The organism is Streptomyces sp. CT34, from assembly GCF_000805335.1.
Lineage (GTDB): Bacteria > Actinomycetota > Actinomycetes > Streptomycetales > Streptomycetaceae > Streptomyces.
This window is the reverse complement of sequence record NZ_KN708638.1, coordinates 7,090,018-7,112,561: the sequence shown is the minus strand read 5'-3', so window position 1 is coordinate 7,112,561 and position 22,544 is coordinate 7,090,018. Positions and strand designations below refer to the sequence as shown.

General features: G+C 69.1%; 19 protein-coding genes and 2 pseudogenes. 12 read left to right on the top strand and 9 right to left on the bottom strand.

What is annotated here, in order from left to right:
- Window positions 1-743: 743 nt before the first annotated feature.
- From RZ84_RS31035 to RZ84_RS31015, 3 genes are all read left to right on the top strand, one after another.
- Window positions 744-1,769, top strand: a complete 1,026-nt coding sequence (locus RZ84_RS31035; RefSeq protein ID WP_241777946.1) for a cytochrome P450 — start codon at window positions 744-746, stop codon at window positions 1,767-1,769.
- Between the two features lie 139 nt (window positions 1,770-1,908).
- Window positions 1,909-2,705, top strand: a protein-coding gene (locus RZ84_RS31025) for an IS5 family transposase (RefSeq protein ID WP_198540173.1) whose coding sequence is annotated in 2 segments (ribosomal slippage) — window positions 1,909-2,242 and window positions 2,242-2,705 — 798 coding nt in all. Because the reading frame shifts where the segments join, the coding sequence is not laid out codon by codon here.
- Window positions 2,706-3,657: 952 nt separating this feature from the next.
- Window positions 3,658-4,110, top strand: a complete 453-nt coding sequence (locus RZ84_RS31015; RefSeq protein ID WP_043267654.1) for a hypothetical protein — start codon at window positions 3,658-3,660, stop codon at window positions 4,108-4,110.
- A gap of 639 nt (window positions 4,111-4,749) precedes the next feature.
- Here RZ84_RS31015 and RZ84_RS31010 read toward each other — a convergent pair.
- Entirely contained in the window at window positions 4,750-5,004 is a 255-nt protein-coding gene (locus RZ84_RS31010) for a hypothetical protein (protein WP_107068197.1), read from the bottom strand.
- 301 nt (window positions 5,005-5,305) lie between these two features.
- On the opposite strand from RZ84_RS31010, the gene RZ84_RS39340 reads away from it, so the two are divergent.
- The 4 genes and pseudogenes from RZ84_RS39340 to RZ84_RS30990 all read left to right on the top strand — a co-directional run bounded on the left by RZ84_RS39340 (window position 5,306) and on the right by RZ84_RS30990 (window position 8,061).
- A complete protein-coding gene (locus RZ84_RS39340; RefSeq protein WP_043267652.1) occupies window positions 5,306-5,749 on the top strand; it encodes a hypothetical protein in 444 nt (147 codons plus the stop codon).
- A gap of 303 nt (window positions 5,750-6,052) precedes the next feature.
- Window positions 6,053-6,289: pseudogene (locus RZ84_RS31000) on the top strand (aspartate 1-decarboxylase); the annotation flags it as partial.
- A 156-nt stretch (window positions 6,290-6,445) separates the two neighbouring features.
- Entirely contained in the window at window positions 6,446-7,147 is a 702-nt protein-coding gene (locus tag RZ84_RS30995; RefSeq protein WP_052230593.1) for a HalD/BesD family halogenase, read from the top strand.
- Window positions 7,144-8,061, top strand: coding sequence for a methionyl-tRNA formyltransferase (locus tag RZ84_RS30990; protein WP_052230276.1), 918 nt, complete (start codon window positions 7,144-7,146; stop codon window positions 8,059-8,061). Before RZ84_RS30995 ends, RZ84_RS30990 begins: the two co-directional genes overlap by 4 nt.
- A 104-nt stretch (window positions 8,062-8,165) precedes the next feature.
- Here RZ84_RS30990 and RZ84_RS30985 read toward each other — a convergent pair whose 3' ends face one another.
- Window positions 8,166-8,459 (bottom strand): hypothetical protein, encoded by a 294-nt coding sequence (locus RZ84_RS30985; protein ID WP_043267650.1) that lies wholly within the window; start codon window positions 8,457-8,459, stop codon window positions 8,166-8,168.
- A gap of 857 nt (window positions 8,460-9,316) precedes the next feature.
- Between RZ84_RS30985 and RZ84_RS30980 the strand changes: the two genes are divergently transcribed.
- The 4 genes from RZ84_RS30980 to RZ84_RS30965 all read left to right on the top strand — a co-directional run bounded on the left by RZ84_RS30980 (window position 9,317) and on the right by RZ84_RS30965 (window position 13,790).
- A complete protein-coding gene (locus tag RZ84_RS30980) occupies window positions 9,317-10,414 on the top strand; it encodes a hypothetical protein (RefSeq protein WP_043267648.1) in 1,098 nt (365 codons plus the stop codon).
- A 41-nt stretch (window positions 10,415-10,455) separates the two neighbouring features.
- On the top strand, window positions 10,456-10,965 hold the full coding sequence (locus RZ84_RS30975; protein ID WP_043267647.1) for a hypothetical protein: 510 nt from the start codon (window positions 10,456-10,458) through the stop codon (window positions 10,963-10,965).
- Between the two features lie 338 nt (window positions 10,966-11,303).
- On the top strand, window positions 11,304-12,026 hold the full coding sequence (locus tag RZ84_RS30970) for a hypothetical protein (RefSeq protein WP_043267645.1): 723 nt from the start codon (window positions 11,304-11,306) through the stop codon (window positions 12,024-12,026).
- A gap of 66 nt (window positions 12,027-12,092) precedes the next feature.
- Window positions 12,093-13,790: an FG-GAP-like repeat-containing protein gene (locus tag RZ84_RS30965; RefSeq protein ID WP_043267643.1), complete on the top strand. Its 1,698-nt coding sequence runs from the start codon at window positions 12,093-12,095 to the stop codon at window positions 13,788-13,790.
- Between the two features lie 331 nt (window positions 13,791-14,121).
- On the opposite strand, the gene RZ84_RS30960 is transcribed toward RZ84_RS30965, so the two are convergent.
- From RZ84_RS30960 to RZ84_RS30940, 5 genes are all read right to left on the bottom strand, one after another.
- Window positions 14,122-14,331: a hypothetical protein gene (locus tag RZ84_RS30960; RefSeq protein ID WP_043267641.1), complete on the bottom strand. Its 210-nt coding sequence runs from the start codon at window positions 14,329-14,331 to the stop codon at window positions 14,122-14,124.
- A 290-nt stretch (window positions 14,332-14,621) separates the two neighbouring features.
- Window positions 14,622-14,849: a hypothetical protein gene (locus tag RZ84_RS39335; protein ID WP_157878966.1), complete on the bottom strand. Its 228-nt coding sequence runs from the start codon at window positions 14,847-14,849 to the stop codon at window positions 14,622-14,624.
- Between the two features lie 161 nt (window positions 14,850-15,010).
- Complete coding sequence (locus RZ84_RS30950; protein WP_043267637.1) at window positions 15,011-16,522, bottom strand: SagB family peptide dehydrogenase; 1,512 nt, start codon at window positions 16,520-16,522, stop codon at window positions 15,011-15,013.
- A gap of 13 nt (window positions 16,523-16,535) precedes the next feature.
- The gene (locus RZ84_RS30945) at window positions 16,536-18,527 is read right to left on the bottom strand and encodes a TOMM precursor leader peptide-binding protein (RefSeq protein ID WP_052230275.1); all 1,992 of its coding nucleotides are present in this window, start codon (window positions 18,525-18,527) and stop codon (window positions 16,536-16,538) included.
- Window positions 18,520-20,418, bottom strand: a complete 1,899-nt coding sequence (locus RZ84_RS30940; protein ID WP_157878965.1) for a hypothetical protein — start codon at window positions 20,416-20,418, stop codon at window positions 18,520-18,522. The genes RZ84_RS30945 and RZ84_RS30940 overlap by 8 nt, the downstream gene beginning before the upstream one ends.
- A gap of 159 nt (window positions 20,419-20,577) precedes the next feature.
- Here RZ84_RS30940 and RZ84_RS41980 point away from each other — a divergent pair, with 159 nt between their 5' ends.
- A complete protein-coding gene (locus RZ84_RS41980) occupies window positions 20,578-20,736 on the top strand; it encodes a hypothetical protein (RefSeq protein WP_157878964.1) in 159 nt (52 codons plus the stop codon).
- 54 nt (window positions 20,737-20,790) lie between these two features.
- Here the strand turns inward: RZ84_RS41980 and RZ84_RS41975 are convergent.
- Both RZ84_RS41975 and RZ84_RS30935 read right to left on the bottom strand, forming a co-directional pair.
- Window positions 20,791-20,888 (bottom strand): annotated as a pseudogene (locus RZ84_RS41975) (hypothetical protein); the annotation flags it as partial.
- A gap of 218 nt (window positions 20,889-21,106) precedes the next feature.
- Window positions 21,107-22,537, bottom strand: coding sequence for an ABC transporter ATP-binding protein (locus RZ84_RS30935; protein ID WP_107068195.1), 1,431 nt, complete (start codon window positions 22,535-22,537; stop codon window positions 21,107-21,109).
- Window positions 22,538-22,544 lie beyond the last annotated feature (7 nt).

Sequence of the window (22,544 nt, the reverse complement as noted above, 5' to 3'; positions counted from 1 at the left end):
TGCATGGTCGCCGAAGTGGTGTTCATCGGCGCCTTCATCACCTGGTACGGCGCCGGACAGACGCGTACGCCGACCGTTTCGGCCACCCGCCGCTCCCTCCGCGCACGTCCGGTAACCACCACACCGAGTCGGGCGGTTATCCACGACCGCTCCCATCGGCTTGCGGCATAAGTGGACGTATGTGGCAAAATGGGATACGTGGCATTTAGCGCTGTCGAGAACTTCCTTGCTGAACTTTCGGCCGGGAAGGCTCAGACAGGCGAGAGGAGTGCATCATGATCGTCAAGCTGCTCCGCAAGCTGTCCTTCACCCGCCACTACGGTGCGTACGGGGCCGGATGGGACGCGTACGCCGACGACAGGGGCTGACCGCACTGTCGGCGGGCACCCTCGGGCTCCCGCCGACTACTCCCAGACACGCTGCCGACGATATCGGCCTGGGCAGGTACGAGAGTCGGGGACGATCTCATGGGCCGGAGGAATGAGCCGCCGCGGTTGCCCGAAGGCAGCTTCGCGGCCTGGAGCCGCGACCGGCTGGCACTGGCGCGCCGTGGCGCTGACGAGTGTGGGGACGTCTGGCAGCTGGAGCCCGGTGTCTACATAGCCGCTACGGCTGGGCCGTGTGAAGCAGTTCTGCGCCGCGCGCAGGAATTCCGCCAGGCGTCCCCGCCTCTCTTCCCGCCGTTGAAGCGGTCGAGCGGAGCACCGACGCCTGAGGAGCGTGCGCACGCCCACGCCGCCCGCATGCGCGGTCTACGCCCGCAGGCGGTTGCAGCCCGGATCGGTGAGATTGCGCCCGGGGCCGCTCGATTTCCCGACCAGTGGCCCACAGGCCAGGACGTCGAGGTTCTGCCGCTGGTCCGAAACGCCCTGGCAGAGATCGGCGTGCACTACGTCTTCTCCGAAGACGCTCCGACCCTGCTGCCCTTTGCCTCACAGCTCTTCCTGGCCCGGGAGGTGCTCGAACGCCCCTCGCGCTGGGTATGGCCGCGCTGGGTCCCCACACCGGCACGGCGGTTTCGCACACGGCAGCAAGTCGCCTTCACCAACGCGTTGCGGCCCATCGTCCGCCGGCGCCGTTCATCGGGCCGGCTCGGTGACGACATGCTGGGACAGATGCTCCAGCCCTCCTCCCGCTACGGCCTACTGACGGAAGAGGCCATCCTCGACACACTCCCTGGAATCACCGTCGCCACCTTCGAGACGCCTTCCCGGGCAGCCAGTTGGATCCTGCTCCACCTGGCCTGGTACCCCCAGGCAGCGGGCCGCGTGGCGGCTGAAGCCGCCTTGCTTCCCACGGACCCGGCGGCGACGACCAGCACCCACCTCGACAGTCTGCAATACACCCAGGCACTGGTACGCGAGGTGCTCCGACTGCACCCTCCGAGCTGGCTACTGGTCCGGCGCGCCACGCGACAGACCCAGCTGGCCGACTACTCCATCGACGCCGGGTCCACCGTTCTCGTCTGCCCCTACACCGCCCACCGCGACGCACGGGAACACTCCGAGCCGGACCGGTTCCGGCCCGAACGCTGGCTCGATGATTCGGGCTCGCCGGCGAAACCCGGGGTCTTCCTCTCCTTCGGTACCGGGCCGCATGGCTGCGAGGGAGCCGCTCTGGCCATGGCGATGCTGACGCTCCTGACCGCGCAGACCGCCCGCTGCTATCACTTGAGCGAGCCGCCCGGACCTCAACCCGGCTATCAGGTCACGACCTTCGGAGGTCTCGCAACTGTCGGCTTGCGCCTGCGTGCCACCTTGCGCAGCTAAGGGCAGTACCGCTTTCAGTGACAGGCCGCCTCTGGAAGCTTCCCCTCGATCGTGGGCACCTGGAGACTGGGACATGAGAGACCTCACGGTGCTAAGACGTCGTCTCATTTGGCCTCGTCGGTAGTCTGGGCTCGTGCTGATCGTGGAACGCCTGGTGCCGGACGAGCTGTACGACCTGTTCCAGCGGGTGGTGCCGCCTACTCCGTCACGGCCGCAGGGCGGGGGCCGGCGCCGATACGGAGACCGTGAAGTCCTCGCGGCGATCGTCTTTGTGGCCACGACGGGCTGCACGTGGCGGCAGTTACCGCCGGTCTTCGGCCCGTCGGGGCCGACCGCGCACCGGCGCTTCACTGAGTGGACCGCCGCCCGGGTCTGGGCCAAGCTCCACCGCGTCATCCTGGACGAACTGGGTTCGCGCGGGGACCTGGACTGGTCGCGCTGCGCCATCGACTCGGTGAACATGCGGGCCCTGAAAGGGGGGAGCTGACAGGTCCGAATCCTGTCGACCGGGGCAAGAAGGGATCGAAGATCCACTTGATCACCGAACGGACCGGTTTACCCCTGTCCATCGGTATCTCCGGAGCGAACCTGCACGACAGCCAGGCACTCAAGCCGCTCGTCCGGGGCATCCCGCCGATCCGCTCCCGCCGCGGACCGCGCCGACGACGGCCCGCCAAGCTGCACGCGGACAAGGGATACGACTACGACGACCTGCGTCGATGGCTCCGCGGGCGAGGTATCCGGCACCGAATCGCCCGCAAGGGCATCGAGTCCTCCACCCGACTGGGTCGGCACCGCTGGACGATCGAGCGCACGATGTCATGGCTCGCCGGCTGCCGCCGCCTGCACCGCCGCTACGAGCGCAAAGCCGAACACTTTCTCGCCTTCACCGCCATCGCCTGCAGCCTCATCTGCTACCGCAGATTCACCAAATGAGACGACTTCTAAGAGCTCCTAACGCAATGCGGTTTGCAGGCGGCGCCAGCAGATGAGTGAACGGCGTGGGTCTCCCGCTCGTCGGCCAGACGGGCGGTGCCGACCTTCTCCAGCGGCGTGACCACACCGGGCCGGATCACCCTCGCCGAGCGCAGGTGCACACGGCCCAGGCGGAACAACAGCAACGGCGAGTCGTGCTCCATTGCGGGGGCCAGCAGGAACCCGTCCAGCCCTTCAGCTCCAGCGACTTCACTGGCCGCAACCCCAGGTACTTCGCCGCCTGGCACAGCTGGTCCGTACGCGTCTGCGCCCGGGACATCCCGTAGCCGCGCAGAACCTCGACCGGCATGCACCGGCTCCACAGCGACGGGCCAGGCCAGGAGCTGCTTCTCCGCTGGATTCTCGGCGAGCACTGCCGGGGCCCCGTTGATCCCCGCGAGTTCGCGAAAACTGAAGGCATTTCGGCGGGAACCCGCGGGTCGGATGCCCTGACGGTAGGGCGTGCCCGACGGGTCGTGTGACACAGCACCGATCATTGACATCCCGGACGAGGCCCTGACGGCCCTCGCCTTCGGCCCGACTGCGACCGCGTTTTCGAGTTGGCCCGTGAGCGGTTGAGTTGGCCGCTGAGCGCCGAGTTGGCCCGCAGGGTAGCGGCTGGTGCAAGACTCGGATGCCGGCGCGGAGGCAAATCGACTGCTGTTCGACCTCGTGTGCGTCTGGTAGTCGAGATATCCACGAGGACTGCGGGCTGGTTTATCTGGATTTTGGAGCAATTGATCGCATTGGCCATGATGGGGCGGTCGCAGCATTAGCGGTGTGTTAGTGCGTCATTAGCCGTCCGGCAGCGCCTCGGATCAGGTTGGTAGCGAAACGGACGACGGTGCGCGCCCGGTCCCGAGAGGTGTGCCACCAGATGACGACCAGTTGACAACCAAACGGGAGGACAGCGATGACGCATCGCGTAACAGGGCGAGCCGCGAACCGGAGAGTCGGGCGGCAGGGTGCGCGGATCGCCGCGGTGGGTGCCATGGGCGTGGCCGCGGCCGTGCTGGCGGTCACGCCGGCGTTCGCCAAGGGGAGCGCCACGCTCAGCGCGGTACCGGGCACCGTGAAGGTCGGGCAGAGCGTGCACGTCAAGGGGCAGGGCGACAGCGACGGGCTGCGATACGGGAAGTTGTGCGTGCAGGACCGCGTGGGGACGCACGGCGCCTGGCACGCCGTGAAGTGTGGCCGCATCGTGGAGTTCGACGGCGGTGGGGTGGCCAAGGTCGATGTGAAGGTCAAGGCCACCCATCGCGGCGTGCTCCAGTTCCGCGGTGTTCTCTACGGTGTCGACGGCCCGCGCGGCGGTCACCCGACCGGGGAGCGGACCACGGAGGTCCGTACGGTCCACGTGCGCTGACTCACCATCACCTCGCAGCCGGTGCGTACCGCTTGGTGAACGGCCGTCGGCGGAACCGGAGTCGGGGGTGCCCATCCGGGAAACGCGGCCGGCTCCGAGCCGGGGTGACGGCGGCCGGGCGGGGCACGGGCAGCACAATCGGGGCCACCGGCACGGCTGGGCCGTCGCCCTCGTGCCGCGCGGACGCGGCTTCGGCGCGAGCCGCGTCCGCAGCCTGCCAGGCGCGGACATGCTCCCACTCTCACTCGCGGAAAACAGTCCACCCCGACGGATGAAAGCCTGTCCTCGCAGATACGGCAGATACAAGCGAGCCCCGGACCGGTCGGTCCGGGGCTCGCTTCGCCTGCGTCACACACGGCGAATGTCGCCGATCAGCAGCCGGCCCGGCGAAACGGGCCCGACTGTGCCGCCCGCCTCAGGGATTGAGGACGAGGACACGGGACGACTGCCCGTGCCGGCGCTGTGGGTCGGCGGCGGCGACGATGGCCGTCGGGCCGGTCGGAAGCGGGATGGGGTGGCGTGGTGGCAGTGCGCTGGCGCCCGTGGGGCAACTCCCGGTCAGAGGGAACAGGCCGTCAACGGCCGCTTCAGGCACTGTCTGATGATGGACAGGCCCTCGTGGGGCTACTGCTCCATTGGTCAGACGAAGTAGAGGCGTTCGAGTTCGTCGCTGTCGGGTGACCTGGTGTAGAGGGTGCCGCCGTCTTGCGTGACCTTCTCCAGATAGGCGTAGATCTGTAGAGCCCGGTTGATGGTGTCGGTCTTGGTGTCGCCGGTGAGCTTGACGGCCTGGTCCAGTGCCATGGCCGCCTTGGGGGCGAGGTTGACGGTGATACGCGTCGGGCCGGCGCTCTGCCACTCCTGGGCAGCGGCTCCCTTGTGCGAGGTGGACATGTGACGGCTTCCCCTTCGTCCGATCCGTCCGCGGCCTGACCTGACCAGACCCCTACAGCATCCAAGATGCCCGATCGTACATACGCTGTCAAGCAATCGTATGGACACTACGCGCATCATGCATGCACAAGACATGCTTCGCGGATGAACACCGCCCGATGCCGTCACCACCGCGTCGGAACTGAGTAACAGTCACGTAAGGGAAGGAAAAGTAAAGTTGATGCACATCGCAGCTGATCGCTAGCGTCGGGGTGTGAGCGGTTTAGGAGACGGAGGACAGCTGAGGGGAGAAGGACCAGAGATGGCCACCAGGGATCTCGACCTCAGCGTGGAAGAACCCAGCAACCGCGCGGACGCGGCCGTGCTCAAGGAAAGCACCGGACTGACCTTCAAGTGGGAACTCGGCCCCGCCAAAATGGAAGTCTCCACCGACGAGGCCCAATCCATGTCGCCGTCCGCGATCGGCATCGCCATGCTGCTGCTGTCCGCGGGAAGCAGCGTGCCGGCCGTGGTCCTCGCCCTGGCCAACGAGTTCCTGCACGCCCCTGCCGTGCTGATGGCCATCGGATCGATCACGCTGTTCCTGGTGGTCTTCGCCACCGGCACGCTGCTGATGCTGCACGGCGGGGCAGTCGGGAAGTCCCCGCACGCTCCCGCCTCTGCGGACCGCCCGGCCTCGAACAGCAGGCACACGCGCTACCGCCGGCTGCGGCCACGCCGCCGCGAATCGCGTAGCTCCCGCTGATCCCCCGCCCCTCGTGGCCCTGCGCGAGGGGCTCATCGCCTGGAGGGCTCCAGCCCAGTCTCCAGCCTCCTTCCGGGACGCTGTCCCACTCCTCGCCCTCGCGGAAGAGCTCATCGTCGTTCTCCGCGGCGATCTCCTCGGCGTGCGCACGGCTGCGGACCGGGGTCTCGCACCGGTTGCTGACCACCTCGCCGTGGACGCTGGAGTTCACCGCACCGGCCCCGGCCGCTGCCCTTCCCCCGTGGCGCAGCATCCGGGGCCGACTCCTACGCTCGGGTGCCGGGTGGGCACGGTCGGCCCCGTGGCGAGCGGGACTCGGACGTCGTCGGTATCAACGGAGCCGCCGCGCACCTGGTTCATCCCGGTGATCTGGTCATCCTGATCAGCTACGCGCAGGTGGACGACGCGGAGGCCCGTACGCTGCGGCCGAAGGTCGTACATGTCGGTACGGACAACCGGATTGTGGCCCTCGGTGCCGACGCCTCCGAGCCGGTGCCCGGCGGTGACATGTCACGCAGCCCGAGGGCCACGACGGCCTGAGAAGAACGGGCATCGAGTGGTGGACCATCCGTGCCAGCTGTTGATGCTGTGGTCCGCCACCGCGGCAGCGCGCCGACCCCCGCGTGAGCCTCGGGGCTTCCGTCGCCGTGGCATTGACCGGCTTGGCGCCTCGCCGAGCAGGGTATGCCGTGCCCGATGCTGTGCCTACCCACCTACACACCGGCCCTGCGCGGCCGCTTCGCGGCCGACGGCTACCTGCCTCTGCCCGGGCTCATACGGCCGGATCTCCTCCGGGCCCTGCACGACGAGACACGGCGGCTGGAGAAGCTCGCCATCCGCCGGGACTTCGCCATGGAGAGCATGGCCGACTCCCCCCGCCGCATGACCATCCTCGGCGGACAGATCATCGCCGCAGAGTCCGCACTGATCCCCCGGCTCTACGGCGATGCCGAGTTGATCGGACTGATCGGCCGCATCGCACAGCTGCCGACCGTCCCCGTGCGTGATCCGGTTGAGCGCTACGTGCTCAACATTCTCCACCGCGAGGGCGACACCCATGGCGCGCACACCGACGACTATCCGCTCGCGCTGGTGCTGTTCGTCGAGGCCCCGCTCGATCGCGAGGGCGATGGACTGCTGGAGTACGTCCGTCACACGACCGACCTGCATGCCTGGGGGACCCGCGCGGTGCGCTGCGCGCACCACTGCCCCGGTGATGCGTATCTGCTGCGCAGCGACACCACCGCCCACCGAGTCACACCGCTGAACCGTCCGGGGTTGCGCCGCACGGTCCTCAACTTCGCCTACACCACCCCCGCCCGGCAGCAGGCCAGAACCGACTCCGCCGCCAGGCTCTACACACCCGAGAACCAGCCTCCCGGAGGGAATGCCCCATGAAGATCGCGTTCCTCGGATACGGAGAGATCGGCGACACCGTGCTTGCCGGAATCGCCGGTAAGCACGAGGTGAGTGTGGTCGTCACACACCCCGCGCGCTTCGGCGGCCTCCAGGAGACCCACGTCGTGCGTCGGGCCGCCGAGCTCGCCCTACCGCTCGTCGAAGCGCGCCACGCAGACGATCCCCATGTCGTGGCCACACTGCGCGACGCGCGACCCGAAGTCCTGCTCTCGGCCAACTGGCGAACCGTGGTGCCCGAGTCCACGCTGGCGATCCCCACGCTGCTATCGCTCAACGTCCATGACGCCCTGTTGCCCTCCTACGCCGGTTTCGGCTCGGTGAACTGGGCGATCCGCAACGGAGAGAGCGAGATCGGGCTGACGGTACATGTGATGGCGGCCGAACTGGACACCGGGCCGATCCTCTGGCAAGTCAAGGTGCCCATCGGTGCCGAGGACACCGCCACCACCGTCTACCGCCGACTGCTCGACGCCTACCCCGGAGCCGTACTCACCGCACTGGACCGCGCCGCGGCCGGCGTCGAACCGCAGCCGCAGTCCACCGAGGGAGCTTCGTTCTACCACCGCATCACCGAAGCGGACACCCGCATCGACTGGTCCCAGCCGACCGAACGCCTCCTCGACATCGTCCGCGCACACAGCGACCCCTTCGTCAACGCCTGGTGCAGACACGCCGGCACCAAGCTCTTCGTCAAACGCGCCACACGCCCCTCCCGCGCCTATCGCGGCACCCCCGGGCACGTGGTCCGGCACACCGACGGCGGCGTCGCCGTCGTCTGCGGACCGAGTTGGGCAACGGGCTCCGACGGGATCATCCTGCTGGAAGTCCAACCCGAAAACGGACGCCGTCATCCGGCGACGAGCCTCCTCAGCCCGGGTACGCGGCTGTCCTGACAACAGGGATGGGGCCGCCGCCCGCCGATCCTGCTGGGCGTCGATCAGCGCCGCTCCACCACAACGCTGGAGCGGAAGACCCCGGTCAGCTCCGAACAGGCGCCTCACCGCCACCACGCCAACCGCGCCAGACCGCGGCGCGACGGCACCAGCGGCTGATGCGCCTGGTTCTCCTTCGCCCACGGGTCCACCTTCCGGGCCTTGTACTCGGCGCAGCACAGAGCGAACACGGCCCAGGTGCGGCGACCGAAGGTGAGGGCGGGCCCACCGATGTCATACGGCCAATCGTTGCGGCTGTAGATGTGGCCGATCGCGAACCGGATGCCGGGGGTCTTCGTCGTCCAGGTGCCGGCCGCCCAGCGGCCGAAGTCGACGCACCTGGAGGCCTCGTGGTTCATCGGGCCGACTCGCACTGCGCGCCCGACGTTTCGCACTCGTAGAGGTACGTGCCGGGCGGCGCCTCGCGCAGCGGCTCGTCCGCGCCAATGCGGTTCGGTGTCTCGTCACCGTGCTCCACGACGATGGCCAGGAAGTGTCCTTGCCGACCCAGACACCCTTGTGACTTTCTGGAGTCTCTCCAATGCTGTTTGTAGTCGGCGGTCGGATGAATGCTGAAGGGACGGCGATGAGCACTGCCCACGCGGCAACCGCAGGTGACGAGCACTCCGCTCCTCCGACCAGTCCGATCAGAACGGTCGCGGGGACCGGGTCAAGCACGGTCGCCGGTACGGGCACCGCGGGCTGCGGTGGTGACGACGGCCCGGCCGCTTCGGCCCAGCCGAGCCACTCGTACGGGCTCGCTGTGGACCGCGTCGACACCCGCTACGTCGCCGACCGCATGGACCAGCGGGTTCGGAAGGTCGTGTCGGCGAGGCCGGTCGGGCTGCCCGCATCGGGCACGGTCGTCTCCTGGGCCAACGTCCAAAGCAGGTTGCGGACGGCGGTCGTGCGTGAGTCCACCAAGGACGGGCCGAGATCCGCCAGTCTCTCGCTGTCCCGTACGAGATCGCGGACCGGAACAGTGGGCTGCTCCTGAGGGTCGACTCCCCTGCCCGCACGGCGATTTGAGCGGTACGGGGCGGAGGGCGACCCTCGGGACGGGCAGTGGCAGCTGCTCCCCGTGTGACGCACGAGGGATCCACGGAAACGCCTTCCCAGGCAGTGGAGCCCGTAACAACTTCGATCGTCGGAACGCGCGCAGGTGCCTGTTGTCATGTCACCGAGCGCGGTTCGACCACATCAGTCAGGACGGTGAATGCCTTCCAACGCGTACAACCTGGAACTGTCCAAGCGTCAGCCGCTGACGAAGAAGAACCTGCGGGAACTCAACATCGAGCAGACCTGGCAGTCGATCCTGGACCACCCCAACCTGGTCTATGTCGACGACTACGGTGTGCGCCACAAGCCCGTCGGGTTCTCCGTGAACAAGTCGCGCTTCGGTGCTTTTCCCGGCTCCGCGTACGAACGGGGCTGGCTCGCCTACATGAACCTCGGGGAGCCGCTGATCGAGGAGCGGGGCAACATCAGCCAGCCCCCGCCCGACACGTTCTCCTCGCGCGCGTACGTCAACCGCAGCCAGAACTCCAAGATGACCTTTACCGACTCGGTCGATTTCACCGTGTCGAACGGGGTCACGTGGTCGCTCCAGGGGCAGGCCCAGCTCACCTTCGGCGGCAGCGTCAGCGCGCAGCTCCAGCTGCAGCTGCAGAACACCCTCCGGATGGACCTCCAGAAGCAGCTTCAGTCGCAGCTCCAGAACGAGGTGGCGAACAGGAACACGAACACGGTGACCAACAAGAACAGCCCGCAAAACACCGGGGTGGACAACGCAAACGCCACCGAGATGGCCATGAGGAACGCGGCGACGAACACCGCAACGACCTCGGTGACGGACTCGGTGCAGTTCACGACCACGGGCACCGCCACCGGCACCGCGACGCTCAACGCCCAGTTGATGCTGGGCATCACAGCCTCCGTCGGCGGCTCCCTGACCACCAGCTGGAACTCGAAATCACAGATCTCCGGCGAGGTCCCGCCGGGCTCGCGCGTGGAGACCATGGTCACCCAGCGGCGTACCCGCAAGCAGTACTCCTACGAGATCCCGGTGACCTTCTCCGGGTTGGTCGCGGTGAAGTACGACGTGCCGGTGGCGGTCCTGTCTCCCCCGCAGCCCGGGGACTACCCCGGCCTCGACCACGTGGTCGCCCGGGACATCGCCGACCTCGACCTGGCGGGCGGTGGCTTCCGCATGAAGGGGCTGGCCGAGGTCGTCTCCGCCCTGGAGGTCCACCACACGATGTTCGACGGCGAGAGCCTGATCGACAACGAACGAACGCTGCACAAGCAGCCTTGACCGGGCGGGCGGTGCCGCCACGACGACCAGGGGTGACGACCATGGTGTTCGACAACATCTTCGGCTTCGCAAGTAAAGGCGCGGGGCTCTTCTCAGTGACCGGCGACGGCGTCAAACCGCAGCCGGGGGCGGGCGTCGACTTCGAGGACGCCGACGACGACACGTACGACGACACGAGCGCGAGCCTGTTCAACAGCTCGATCCACGGGGCCAATTCCCGCGCGAAGGTCGTACAGGAGACATCGCCCGAAGCGCGGGTCGTCCTGGGCTTCCTCGGCTCCTTCATCCAGACCACCCAGGCGGCGGCCAGTGCGCAGGCCCAGTACGCCAACGATCCCAGCTCGGTGTCCACGGCCGCGGACGCCCGCATGCAGGCATCGAGTCCGACGGTCACGGAGCACAGCGACCTTCAGAAAGACGAGGACCTGAAGTCCAAGCCGAAGAAGAGCGATTACGCCAATCCCCCCGAGGTTTCCGAATCCCCCAAGGCCGAGACACCACAGGCGTCCAAGACGACCGCCGAGAAGCCGTCCCGTTTCCCCAAAGATTAGGGTTCCCAGAGGTTTAGGGTTCCCAGAGGTAGGGGCGAGGCCCCCTCATCACGTTCCATCGAGTGGCTGAGGTTCGGTGGCCACTCAACTCGGCGGATTTGGCAGTAGCTTGGGGCACTTCCGATCGCTCGGTCGATGACTTTTCGATAGTCCTTCCTGCGACCGCTGTGGCCTCGAATATTGCCGTGGATGACGGTATGCGCTTCGGTCGTCCATTCGTTTCCCGAGTATTTCTCGATCGAGGGCGGTTGAGCCTGCGGTAATTCCGCGCGAACAGGCCGCGGCATTGAGCGCCCGATGGTTCGTTCTCCACATCCAGAACAGGTGAGGTTTCCGCGATGTACACCCAAGAACGCACGACGATGGCGAATTTGGTGGTCGGCGGCCCGGTAGCGGTGAACAGCTACGACAACGCCATCGTGGCAGCGCTGGTCGAGAATCGACCGGTCATGCTCGTCCACGCCTTCAACGGCGGCTTCCTGCAGCCCGCCGACCTGAAGGCGGACGTCCACGACAAGGGGGTCAAGCTGGCCACCGCGCTCGACCCGGACACCAAGGAAGCGCAGGGCCACCTCTGGTACATCACCCCCGCGGGCTTCTTCGGGCAGCGACCGCTGTACTTCATCGAGAGCGCCGCGGGCCAGGTGTCGCCCAAGCCCGCAGGCGAAGCCGACGCCGGCCGCGGCGACGACGGTGCGCCGAAGCCGAAGCGCAGGCGCATCACCGTCCACCAGGACGCCCCCAAGAGCAACCCCGCCGACACCGTCCAGGTCGGCCTCCCCGACAAGGTGGGCGAGAAGTGGCGCGGGAAGAACGGCGCGCCCGAGGACACCCAGCTCTGGGTCGTCACGGTGACGCCGTGGGGCGGGATCACCTTCGTGCCGATCACCCACCCCGACGCCATCCTCGGGTTCAAGGCCTACAAGGTGGAGGAGGGCGGCAGCAACGAGGTGCGGCTCACCTACAACTGGGGCGGGGACTTCACCGGGACGGTCATCAACACGTTCTACCCACGGCTGCCCAATGAGTGGAGCGTCCCGTACCACCACGTCTTCACGTGATCCGTGGCCAGCACCGCGCCACACCCGCCCACAGCCAACGCCCGCACGCCTGGAAGAGGCACCACGATGTCTGTGCCCACGGAAGAACTGAAGCTGGAGATCGTCAACGCCGCCACGGGGAAGACCCTCGACGCCAAAGCCGCGCGGAACGCGGACGGGGCGCTCGTCGTCCGCGACGTCCCCGATGGCGGCCCGAGCCCGGAGCAGTGGCAGCTCACCCCCGTGCAGTCCGCGCAAGGCGGGCAAGCACAAAGCGACCAGGCATATGTGATCCGCAACGCCTACGGCAAGGTGCTCGACAACACCACCACCGCGGACCAAGGCGTCCGCCAGTTGAACGCCTCCGCCGGCAAGAAGAGCCAGCAGTGGCGCATCGTCCCCGTCGAGGGCGGAGCGGGCCTCTACGTCATCAAGGACACGACCAATGGCGCCGTTCTCGACCTCGCCGACCCCGGCGCGGACGACATCCGGGTCGTCCTGCGCGAGCACGACGACAGCGCGGAGAGCCAGCGGTGGCGGTTCGTCACGGCCGAGCCCGAGCGCACCAGCGACCCCGTGCTCCGCTGGGCAGCACTGGACCACTGGAACGGCCGCCGGTCCTGGCGGCTGGTCCGCTCGGCCGCGCTGCGGCCGACACCCGACGCGACGCCCTCCTTCAGCGACATGCTGCTGGTCCTTGGGCAGTTCGGCAGCGACCAGGGCGCCGGCGGGTGGAAGAGGGAGGGGGCCAACCTTCCCCAATCTCTCGGCTCCGCCGGAGCAGGGGATACCCCATTCCGCAGCGGGCAACCGGGATGGTGGGCCGGGCCCGGTGACCGGTTCCTCGCCGACACCACGGGAACAGGGCGAAAGGACATCGTAGGAATCAAACCCGCGAAGGGGGCCGTGACGTCGGCCGGCAGAGGCGACGGCACGTTCGGCGACGAGCGCGTCCTGTACCAACCGTCCTCCCCGAGCCCCGCGGACCTGTGGACCCTCGCGGACATGACGGGCGACGGCAAGCCCGACGTCGTCGTCCTGGCCGCCGACGGTGTCCGGGTGTCCACTCAGGACGAGGGCGGGAAGTTCACGCCCGCGGGCCGCGAGCCGGTCCTCAAGGCGTTCGGACACGGCAAGCAGGCCGGCGGGTGGCTTGCCGACAAGCCCCCCCGCTACCTCGCCGACACCAACGGCAACGGCAGGCTCGACATCATCGGCTGCCACGACAACGGCGTCTGGGTATCACTCCAAGACGAGGAAGGAAAGTTCGCCGCCCCTCTGCACAGCCTCGATGACTTCGGGGTCGACCAGGGGTGGAGCTCGGTCGAGGAGCACCCCCGGTTCCTGCTCAGGACCACCGGTGACGGAGCACTGGACATCGTCGGGTTCGGCCCGCAGGGCGTCGTCGTCTCACGCGGGCGCGGCGACGGCACGTTCGAGCCCTCGAAGCTCGTCCTGAACGACTTCGGGCACGCCCAGGGGTGGACAGGCGGGAAGCATCTCCGCCTCCTCGCCGACGTCACCGGCGGCGGCAACCCGGACATCGTCGGCTTCGGCGACGAGGGGGTCTGGGTGTCGCACAGCCGCGGCGACGGCCGGTTCGAACAGGCCCAGTTGGTGTGCCGCGGCTTCGGGTACAACGAGGACGCAGGCGGCTGGCGGGTCGACCGCCACCCCCGCTTCCTCGCCGACATCACCGGTGACGGACGCGTCGACATCGTCGGCTTCGGCGGTCCGGGCGTGTACGTGGCCCGGAACCTCTTCCGCCGCTTCAGGACCCGATAACCCTCGAAGGACCTCCACAGCCGCACCACGGCGACTCGTCCTCGGCGGGGTGAGCGTCGCCCATCCACGCGGAGGCCGAGGCCGCCTGACGTGTTCACGAGTCCTGTTCCGCTCGCCCGGTGCGGCCGCGCTCAGCCCGCTTTCCAAGGGCCGGGCGCGCCCGCGCCGCTACGTGGCCCCGACTACCCGTAGCGCTTCAAAAGCGCTTCCCCGCCGTCGACTTCGGACGACGCGCCCGACCCATGGTCGGGCGTGATGTGTCCGGTTGGTTGCCGTCTTGGCCCGCCGCGCCGCGTTGCCGTTTTGGCCCGCCGCACCGCGGTGGTGAGCGTTACGCTCCCCGCTTCTCGAAGCGGAGAAATGCCTGGCGCATTCCTCCCGACTTCCATTCGGCCTCCAGCTCGTGCTGCATGGCGAGCGAGATGCGCAGGCGCCTGCGTTCCGGGCTGTCGATCTGCTCGCTGCCGTGGCCGTCCAGCGCCGCCCGGGTCCAGTCGATGCTCTCCCGCCAGAAGGGCGTGGTCTCGGCGGTGTGGTGCACGACGCTATAGGGGTGTTTCGCGATGCAAGGTAAGTCGACCTGGACGGGGCGGCGTTGGCGCTCCCGTGCCCTCATCAGGCATGGCCGGGCAGGCAACGCTGCGCGACCAACCAACCGTGCTGAGGGGACACGGCGGCGAGGCGATGGCGGCCGGACTCGTCGAGCACCTCCGCGCGCCCGCCTTCGGCGGCAGCGTCCTCTCGGCTTGCACCAACCCCGCTACCGTCGCTCTGGGTTGACAGCCGCTCGGCCGGGACGCGGCGGTGCCGCGTCCCGGCTGTGCACGGTGACTACGCCTTGTCGGTGGAGTCCGGCGCGACGCCGCAGGAACAGGCGCAGTTGCAGTGGCAGTTACAGCTGCAGTTGCAGTGGCAGTTGCAGGCGCACTCGGTGCAGTGGAACGCCTTGTTGAGTTCGGTGAGGCCGTGTCCGCCCGTGTTGGGCGAGTCGGTCGGGATCACCTGGAAGCTTTCCACAGCCAGGTCGTTGAGGTCGAGGGCGATTGCTGCGTTACTCATGGTGCTGTTTCCTTTCTGGGTTGTCTGAGCCCGCCCGGTCGGGTGGGCTCCATTCAGGGAGTCGGCTGGTTCGTCTGCGGGATGTGCTTGAACTGGTGGCTGCCCCCGGTGGTTCGCGTGGTCGGGATGCGTGCGGGTGCTGATGGTTTGGCTAGCTGGTGTCAGGCCGTGGCTGAGCCTGCGTCGCGCAGGCAACCGGGCCTGGGTTTGCCCAATGTGAGGAAGGAGAGGCTGCGTTGCCGCGTTCCGGCGAGGCCGAGGGCGGCGTCGGTGGTGTCGTTGGTCCCATCGGAGTGGATGCGCGCGGTGAGGCCGTGGGCCGTTGCGGCGAGCGTGGCACGGTGCATGAGGAGCCCGGCTTCGATCTGCTGCACCCGGTACCAGCGGTCCCCGAAGGCGTCGACGCCTGCGAGCGGGTCTCCCGCCGGGATCAGCACCGCCGCGCACTCGCCGAGTGCGGGTCGGGTGTTCGGCTGGAGCGGTCCGCGTGCCACCAGGCCCGGGGCGTCGGCGTCGCCGGTGCGGAACAGTGCGTGTGTGCCGGCGTCGTACCAGTAGGCGCCTGGTGGGATACCGGCCACCCGTCGGATGAGGAGGTAAGGGGTGACGGTGGCCGGCGTGCGGTGGGTGCCCGGGAGGTCGCCGGGATAGCCGGCAGTCGCGGCGGCCAGCACGGTGGCGAGGGTGACGAGGTGTGTGTGCGCCGGGAGGAAGCCGTTGGGTGGCGAGGCGCGATGTGCTACCCCTTCGGAGAGTTGGCGGGGTTGTGGCTTCGGTAGCGACACCGGGGGTTGCCTGACCTGCGGCGGCCGGGCGGGTGAGCGAACGGTGGCCGGCGTGCCCGTCGGCTTGCCGGCGGCTCGGTGCAGAGCGGTCAGGTGCGGGAGCAGCTTGCTGACCGGTGTCGGTTGCGGCACCGCTTGGGCGGCGGGGCGGGCCAGCAGGTCGGTATAGGAGGGGAGTTCCGAGGGTGTGTCATGCCGGTTGTGGGGTGGCGCGAGGGCGAGGATCGCGAGCGCGCCTTCGCCGACGCCGTCCAGGCCGAGCAAGCCTTCGGTCTTCCGCTGGGCGAATCGGAGGTGGACGGTCAACGCGCGGTCGAGTGCCTCGGCCAGGGCCAGGGCCTGGGCGGTCAGGACCCCGGTCTCCTGGCAGTGCAGGCGGTAGGCGAAGTCGCCGTACTTGAAGCCGTTGCGCCAGAAGACGGCCGACAGCACCAGCAGGAGTTCCGGTAACCGCACCGGCCGTTGGGCCAGCAGTCCGGTGAGCGCGGCACGGTGGTCGCCGGGGCGGACCTGGTCAAGACAGTGATGGGCGGCGTCGTAGTGATACAGGCCGGCGGTGGGACCGGCGGTCGCGAGGTATGCCTCGATCGGGTAGAGAGCGCCGCCGGAGGGGGCCGGCCGCCCGAGGCGGACCTCGGGTGGCCCAACGGTCGGCTGCCCGGCCTGGTCTGTGGGGTGGACCCAGTAGGCGCGGGTGAGGCCCAGCAGGTCCCGCAGCAGCCGGCCGGTCGGTTCGGACGACCGCCAGGGCAGGACGATCCGGCCCTCCGTCGGGTAGCGCTGGTAGGTCGGCGGCGCAGCGGACCAGTCGATCGGCCTGGATGGGCGATCCCGCAGGGCTTGCAGATAGCGGTGGGTGGCATCCCCGACCGCGGTGGTCTCGGTCATGGAAACTTCCAGGTCACGGGAACGGGTGCGGGAACGGGTTGATGTCCTCGGGCGGAAGGTCGGTGTCCCGGTACCCGAGCAGGCGGGGCACGGTGGACAGCCGCGGCAGCCCGTGGCTGCGCCGGTAGCGGTGGCCGAAGGTCATCGACAGGGTGCCTGGCACGATCACCTTGGCGGAGGCGAAGCCGCCCACCCGCTGCTCGGGCGAGGTGGTGTCGACGGCGATGACGTCCAGCCCGCAGGCGAGGTAGCGGCTGACCAGCTCGCCGAGGTCGTCCGAGAGGTCGTGGTACTGCGGCCAGGACCAAAGGCCGGCGAAGTCGGACAGTGGGCGTGCCGGACCGTCGGTGGGGAGGAAGGCCAGGCGTGGCTGTGCGGCCGGAAGGCCGTACAGCAGCGCGTGGTCGTCCATCTCCCGGACCAGGTCGGGCGTGCGGAGCAGGTCCTCGGCGCGCCGGGCGTCATAGCGTCCCGTCAGCGAGGCCACGCCCGAAACGAGCTCGTGCAGGGCGCCGAGCAGGGCACGTTCGGGTTGGAGGTGGGCGGCGGCCGCGCAGTAGAGCCGGGGACGATCCGGCCCGCTGTCGGGGTCGACCGCCATCAGCCAGAACGCGGGGACACGCTGTTCCACGGTCGTCGCGAAGGCGAGCGCCTGGTAACCGTGCTGCTGGCGCAGCAGCTCGACCGCGAGCGGGATGCGCGGATCGTGTGCCGAGGCCAGATCGAGCCGGGGGGCGGGAAGCCGGGCGTACCACGTCATCAGGAATGCGTCTCGCTCGGCGATCTCCAGCAGGCCGTACAGAATCGCCTCCTGCAAACTGGAGCCCAGTGCACAGCCGTTGGAGCACTCGTAGGTGGATCCGGGGTCGGTCTTGGGCCGGTGGCCGTAGTAGGCGTAGGTGGCGGGAACGAGCATGGGCACGGCGCGGCTGAAGGAGTACCCCCAGACCCAGGATGTCTCGCAGCCCGCGTCGAACCGGGCGAAGCGGAAGCCGGGCTGGTCGTACCAGTCATCCGGGTACAGGCCGAGCGTGCGCGGGTCGAGGGCCTGATCCGCGATGTCGGCGTACGCGGCCCGGACGGTGATGCGCCGACCGCGCGGATGCGGTCCGGTCATGCGCTCCAGGGCCTCGGTCAGCGCCGTCAGCCGAGCGGAGCGGAAGTCGCGCGTGCGGCCGTAGCCGTGGTTGCTGTCGTGGGCGGCACGGGCCGGGCTCAGCCGGGCCACCGCAGTGGGGCTGCCGTGTGCCGAGCTGCTGTCGATCGACGCGATGACCCCGGTCTCGGCGTCCACGTAGAGCCGCCTCAACTCCTCCTCGCGGTCGATGAGTTGGCCGGTGCGGAAGGTGTTCGGGCGGAGCTTGGGCAGGCGGTGCGCGCGGATCACTGCGGCATCGGCCGTATCCGGGGGCAGGTGGCCGCAGTCCGGGCACAGCGGGTCGGGCAGCAAGGGGTGCCGGCTGACCGCAGAGCTGGTCAGGCAGAGCCGCAGCAAGGCGCCGTTGGTGCGCGCGGTGGACGGATCGTGCAGCAGCCGGTCGAGTTCGTCGGCCACCACGGTGGCGACAGTGTGCGCGATCAGCGGCGTCACAAGGGCGCTCGGGCGGCCGGCGAGCGTTGCGCTGTGCTCGGTGCGCAACAGCTCCCGGGCCTTCCCGTCGGGCCGGTTGGCGCTGCGGCGGCGCTCGGCGCAGGTCGGGCAGCCCGGAGCGCCGGGCCGCACGGCCGGGCCGATCAACACCCACGGCCCATCGACCCGCACCGGAAGCCAGGCAGTCGCGTGCTCGGCCCCGGCTCGCCGCACGGCAGGGTAGGCGGAGGTGTCGTCGGCGTCGCCGAGCACCGCGACGGCCGCGCAACCGGCCGAAGCGTCCGGCTCGACGAGCCGGCAGCGCTCGCCGAGGGCGGCGGCGAGGGCGGCGTGCAGCAGCCCCGATCCGACCAGGCCGATGGACGGTGCGGCAACGGTTGTCAACGAGGCCCGGCGCTCCAGCAGTTCAGTCATCGCAGAGGACCACCTGAACGACATACGGCAGGAGTTCGGCCACCTGCCCATCCCCGCCCAGTGGCACGGCGACCGGCGTGCGCCCGGTCCGTCGCAACGCCTCGGCCAGTGTGCGGCAGCGGGGATCATCGAGGGGAGAGCCGGGCTGCGGATCGGTGAGCCCGACCGGCCAGCGGCACACCAACGGTTCACCGAGCCCTTGGCCCTCGGTACGGGTTTGCCAGGCGAGCAGGGTCCGTTCCAAGCCGTCGCGTACCGCCTCGGCGGCACTCGCGGCGCAGGTCGTCACCATGGCACGGCCGCCGGACCGGCACCCGTACCCGGGGATGCCCAGGACGCCACCGAGGTCCGTGATCTCCACCGACTGCCCAGCCGCCTCCAGCAACCGCAGCAACTGCCGGGCCGGTTCATCGTCGACCTCGCGCACCAGGGCGCCCGCATCGAGCGGCTCGGCGCCCGCCCGTTCGGCGAGCAGCGATTCGCAGTGGGCGCGCAGCCCCGCGGCAACCGCGTCGCTCCAGGACAGCCCGGCAGCTGCCCCGACGGCGGCCCGGTACGGCACCCGGGTGTCGGCGCGCGGCGCGGGCACGGCTCGCGGCTGACCGGAGAGCAGGTCGAGCCCCCAGGCGCTGCCCTCGGCAACGGTCAGCGTTCCGTACGTGGTCAGCGCGGCCAGCAACGAGCGAAGCCACGCGGTGGAGCGGTCCCGCCCCCACCCCATGACGCTCGGCGCCGGGGACCAGGCAGGCAGCAGGCCCAGCGGGTCGGACAGCGTCGCCCGGCAGACCGACAGCGGCACCTGGGTCAGCTCCTGTTCGTCGATGCTGCCCAGTACGCCGGTCCACGCATCGATGAACGAGCCGGCCTGCTCCAGGAGTTGATCACGGGCGAGGACGGCACCGGCGGCCAGCTGGGGGAGCCGCTGCGGATCGTCGGCCGGTCTGGGCCTGAGGGGGCGGACAGGGTGCGTGCGGGTGGCGAGCGTGCGCAGGTCGATCCGGGTGAGCGCAGGAGGCCGCGGGCTCTCCTCGGGTCGGGGTAGAGCGTCCAGCCCGGTCAGGTACGAGAAACAGGACAGCACCACATGGGCCGCAACGATGGCCGGTGTCGGGCCGGTCAGCCAGTCGACATCCGCGGCGGGCTCAGGATCCACGAAGCGCTGAGCGGTCAGGCGCTGCCAGCAGGACCTGGCCTCGACCACCTCCGGGCGGCCCACAGGAGTCAGCCAGACCTCCGAACTCCCGAGCAGCACCTGGCCCGTGGCCGTGCCGCAGTCTTCTGACGCCGCCATCAGATCGGCAGGCGAGAACCCGATGTGCAGTGCCACATCGGCGGTTTGCCCGGGCTCGCCCGGCACCCCGCAGCGCACCTCCTGCGCACCGTCCCGGCGCGCCCGCTCGGCAGTCTGCCGCAGGTCCGCTAACTCGCCCTCGGGAGCGAGCACTTGGACCTCACGCCATCCGGAGCGGAGCCCGGCCTCCAGTAGTGCGCTCAACACGGCACCGGAGCCGCGCAGCACGATCCGGGCCTCACGCAGGCGTTGGAAGCGCCGCTCGGCCGAGTCGGTCGCGTACCGGATGAACGCGATCTCGGCGGCATAGGTCTGCTGCTCCTCGGCGTTCAGGGAGTGCGGCTCGTCCTGCCGGGCATCGACCAGCAGTCGGTGCTCCGAGAGCGTGCGCACCAGTTCCTCGACCACCCCGCGCTTGTCCGGCTGTAGCCCGCCGACAAGGTCCTCCAGCTCGTGCTCGCCCGTCAGGTACGGAGCCAGTCTGGATAGCCATTCGTAGGCGTTCTGGCCTTTGATGATGCAGCGCCCGCCGTCACCCTGGAGGAAGACGCCGTCCGGGCTCTGCACATACCGCACATCATCGCGCAACCGTGGACGCATTAGCAGATCTCCACTCGCAACTGCCCAGTGCTACAAAGAAGTAGGCCAGACGGGGGGAATCGGACGCTAGTGGCGCCGGCGAAGTGCACACGAACGGGCTACCGGGGGTTCGTTGAGACTCGTCGGTAGACGTCGGTAGACGGGGGCAGACGGGGGTTGATGTGCGGTCGGGCCGGCCGTGGAGCCCTCCGCAACCCACACCGCGGCGTCGACGCCGTCGGCATCGGCATCGTCATCGGCATCGGCATCGGCATCGGCATCGGCATCGGCATCGGCATCGGCCCCATGTTGCCGCCGCCGCAATCGGGCCGGTCGTAGCGGCTGGTGGCTCCGGCCCGGTCGGTGACCGCGACGGGCAGACCGGCCGGGTTGCGGCCGATCCGGGTGGCGTGGCCGAAGGGGTCGGTGTCGGAGGCCGGGTTGCCGGTCTCGTCGTAGCCGTAGTGGGTGGTGGCGCCGGTGGGGTCGATGAGCGAGGTACGGCGGCTTGACGCCCAGGGCGAATGGTTCCGCGGCCTGCATCCGAACCGCCTCGCGGCGTCGGCGTGCCACCGGGGTCAACCCGCCCCCGTCCGCATACCTCACACACCACGGACTACCGTCAATACCCCACCAGTATCAGCAAGTTCAGTGCGGCCAGCACCCCTCGAAAGACCGCCGACAGAGTTACGGCATTGCCTTTGATTCTTCAGGTAGCGGGGGCGGGCAGGGACACCACGGCGTGGGCGCATTCGTCGGCGAGTTCCTGGTCATGGGTGATCAGGATCAGGATCTTGCCCATGGCGGCGAGTTCTGTCAGCGCCCCGGAGACCGATTGCATGGCCCGGTAGTCGAGCCCGGAGGACGGTTCGTCGAAGATGTAGACCTCACGGCCCTCGACGAGCGCGGAGGCGATGGCCACCCGTTGCTGCTGGCCGCCGGAGAGGGACAGCGGGTGCCGGTCCGCGAGATGGCCGATCTCCAAGCGGCGCAGCGCGTCGTCGACGGCGGATGGCGCGATGTCCTGCCGTCCCAGGGTCAGTTCCTCGCGCACGGACGGTCCGAACAGCTGTCGGTTGACGTCCTGCGCGGCCAGGAAGGCGCGGCGGGTCCGCTGCCGTCGTGTCAGGGGCCGGCCGTCGAGGGTGACATGGGCCGGCGTCTTTTCGAGTCCGGTGAGGATGCGCGCGGTGTGCGTCTTCCCGACGCCGTTCCGTCCGACCAGTGCGGTCACCTTGCCGCGTGGGAAGAGGAGTGTGCCGAATCGCGGGTGGTCGCACGCCAGCCCGGTGTGCTCATCGGCCGCGGTCCTGGGGGTCTTTGCCGCCGCTGGGGGATGCAGGCTGCGCAGTCCCAGTCCGCGGCGCGTCTGGCCCGGGATGTTCCAGAAGTCCGCTGCGGAACAGGTCTGCGCGGTCCGGCCGGCGTCCATCCGTACGACGCGGTCGACCAGTCCCCGCAGGTAGTGCAGCCGGTGTTCGGCGATCACGATCGTCGCGCCCGATGCACGCAGCCGCGTCAGGGTGGACCGCAGCACTTGCACCGCCTCATCGTCCAGATTGGCCGTCGGCTCGTCGAGGAGATAGATCCGTGGCTGGTCGCAGACCGCCGACGCCAGCGCCACGCGCTGTTTCTCTCCACCGGACAGAGTGAACATGCTGTGGTGGGCGAGGTGTGCGACGCCTTCCCGGTCTGCGACCCGCGCCACCCGGGCGCGGAGGCCGGCCGGTGCCTCGCCCGCGTTCTCACCGCCGAATGCCATCTCGGAAAGCGGTTCGGTACAGAAGAACTGGGTTCGTGGGTTCTGGAACACGGTCGACACCATGCGGCCCGTCTCCCACAGGGGCCGATCCGCGGGACTGTGTCCCAGCACCCGGACGCCGCCCGACACTTCGGCGTCATGGACGTGTGGGATGAGGCCGTTGAGCAGCCGCATCACGGTCGACTTGCCGCACCCGCTGCCGCCGGTGAGCAGTACGCACTCTCCCTCCGACACCTCGAACGAGAAGCCACGCAACGATGGTTCGTCGCGCGCCGCGTAGCGCACGGTGACCTCGTCGAGCGCGATCGCCTGCCCGCCGTCCATGAGCCCTGCTTCCTTCGTGCCTTCCTTCATGTCTTCCTTCGTGCCTTCGTCCATGCGCTTT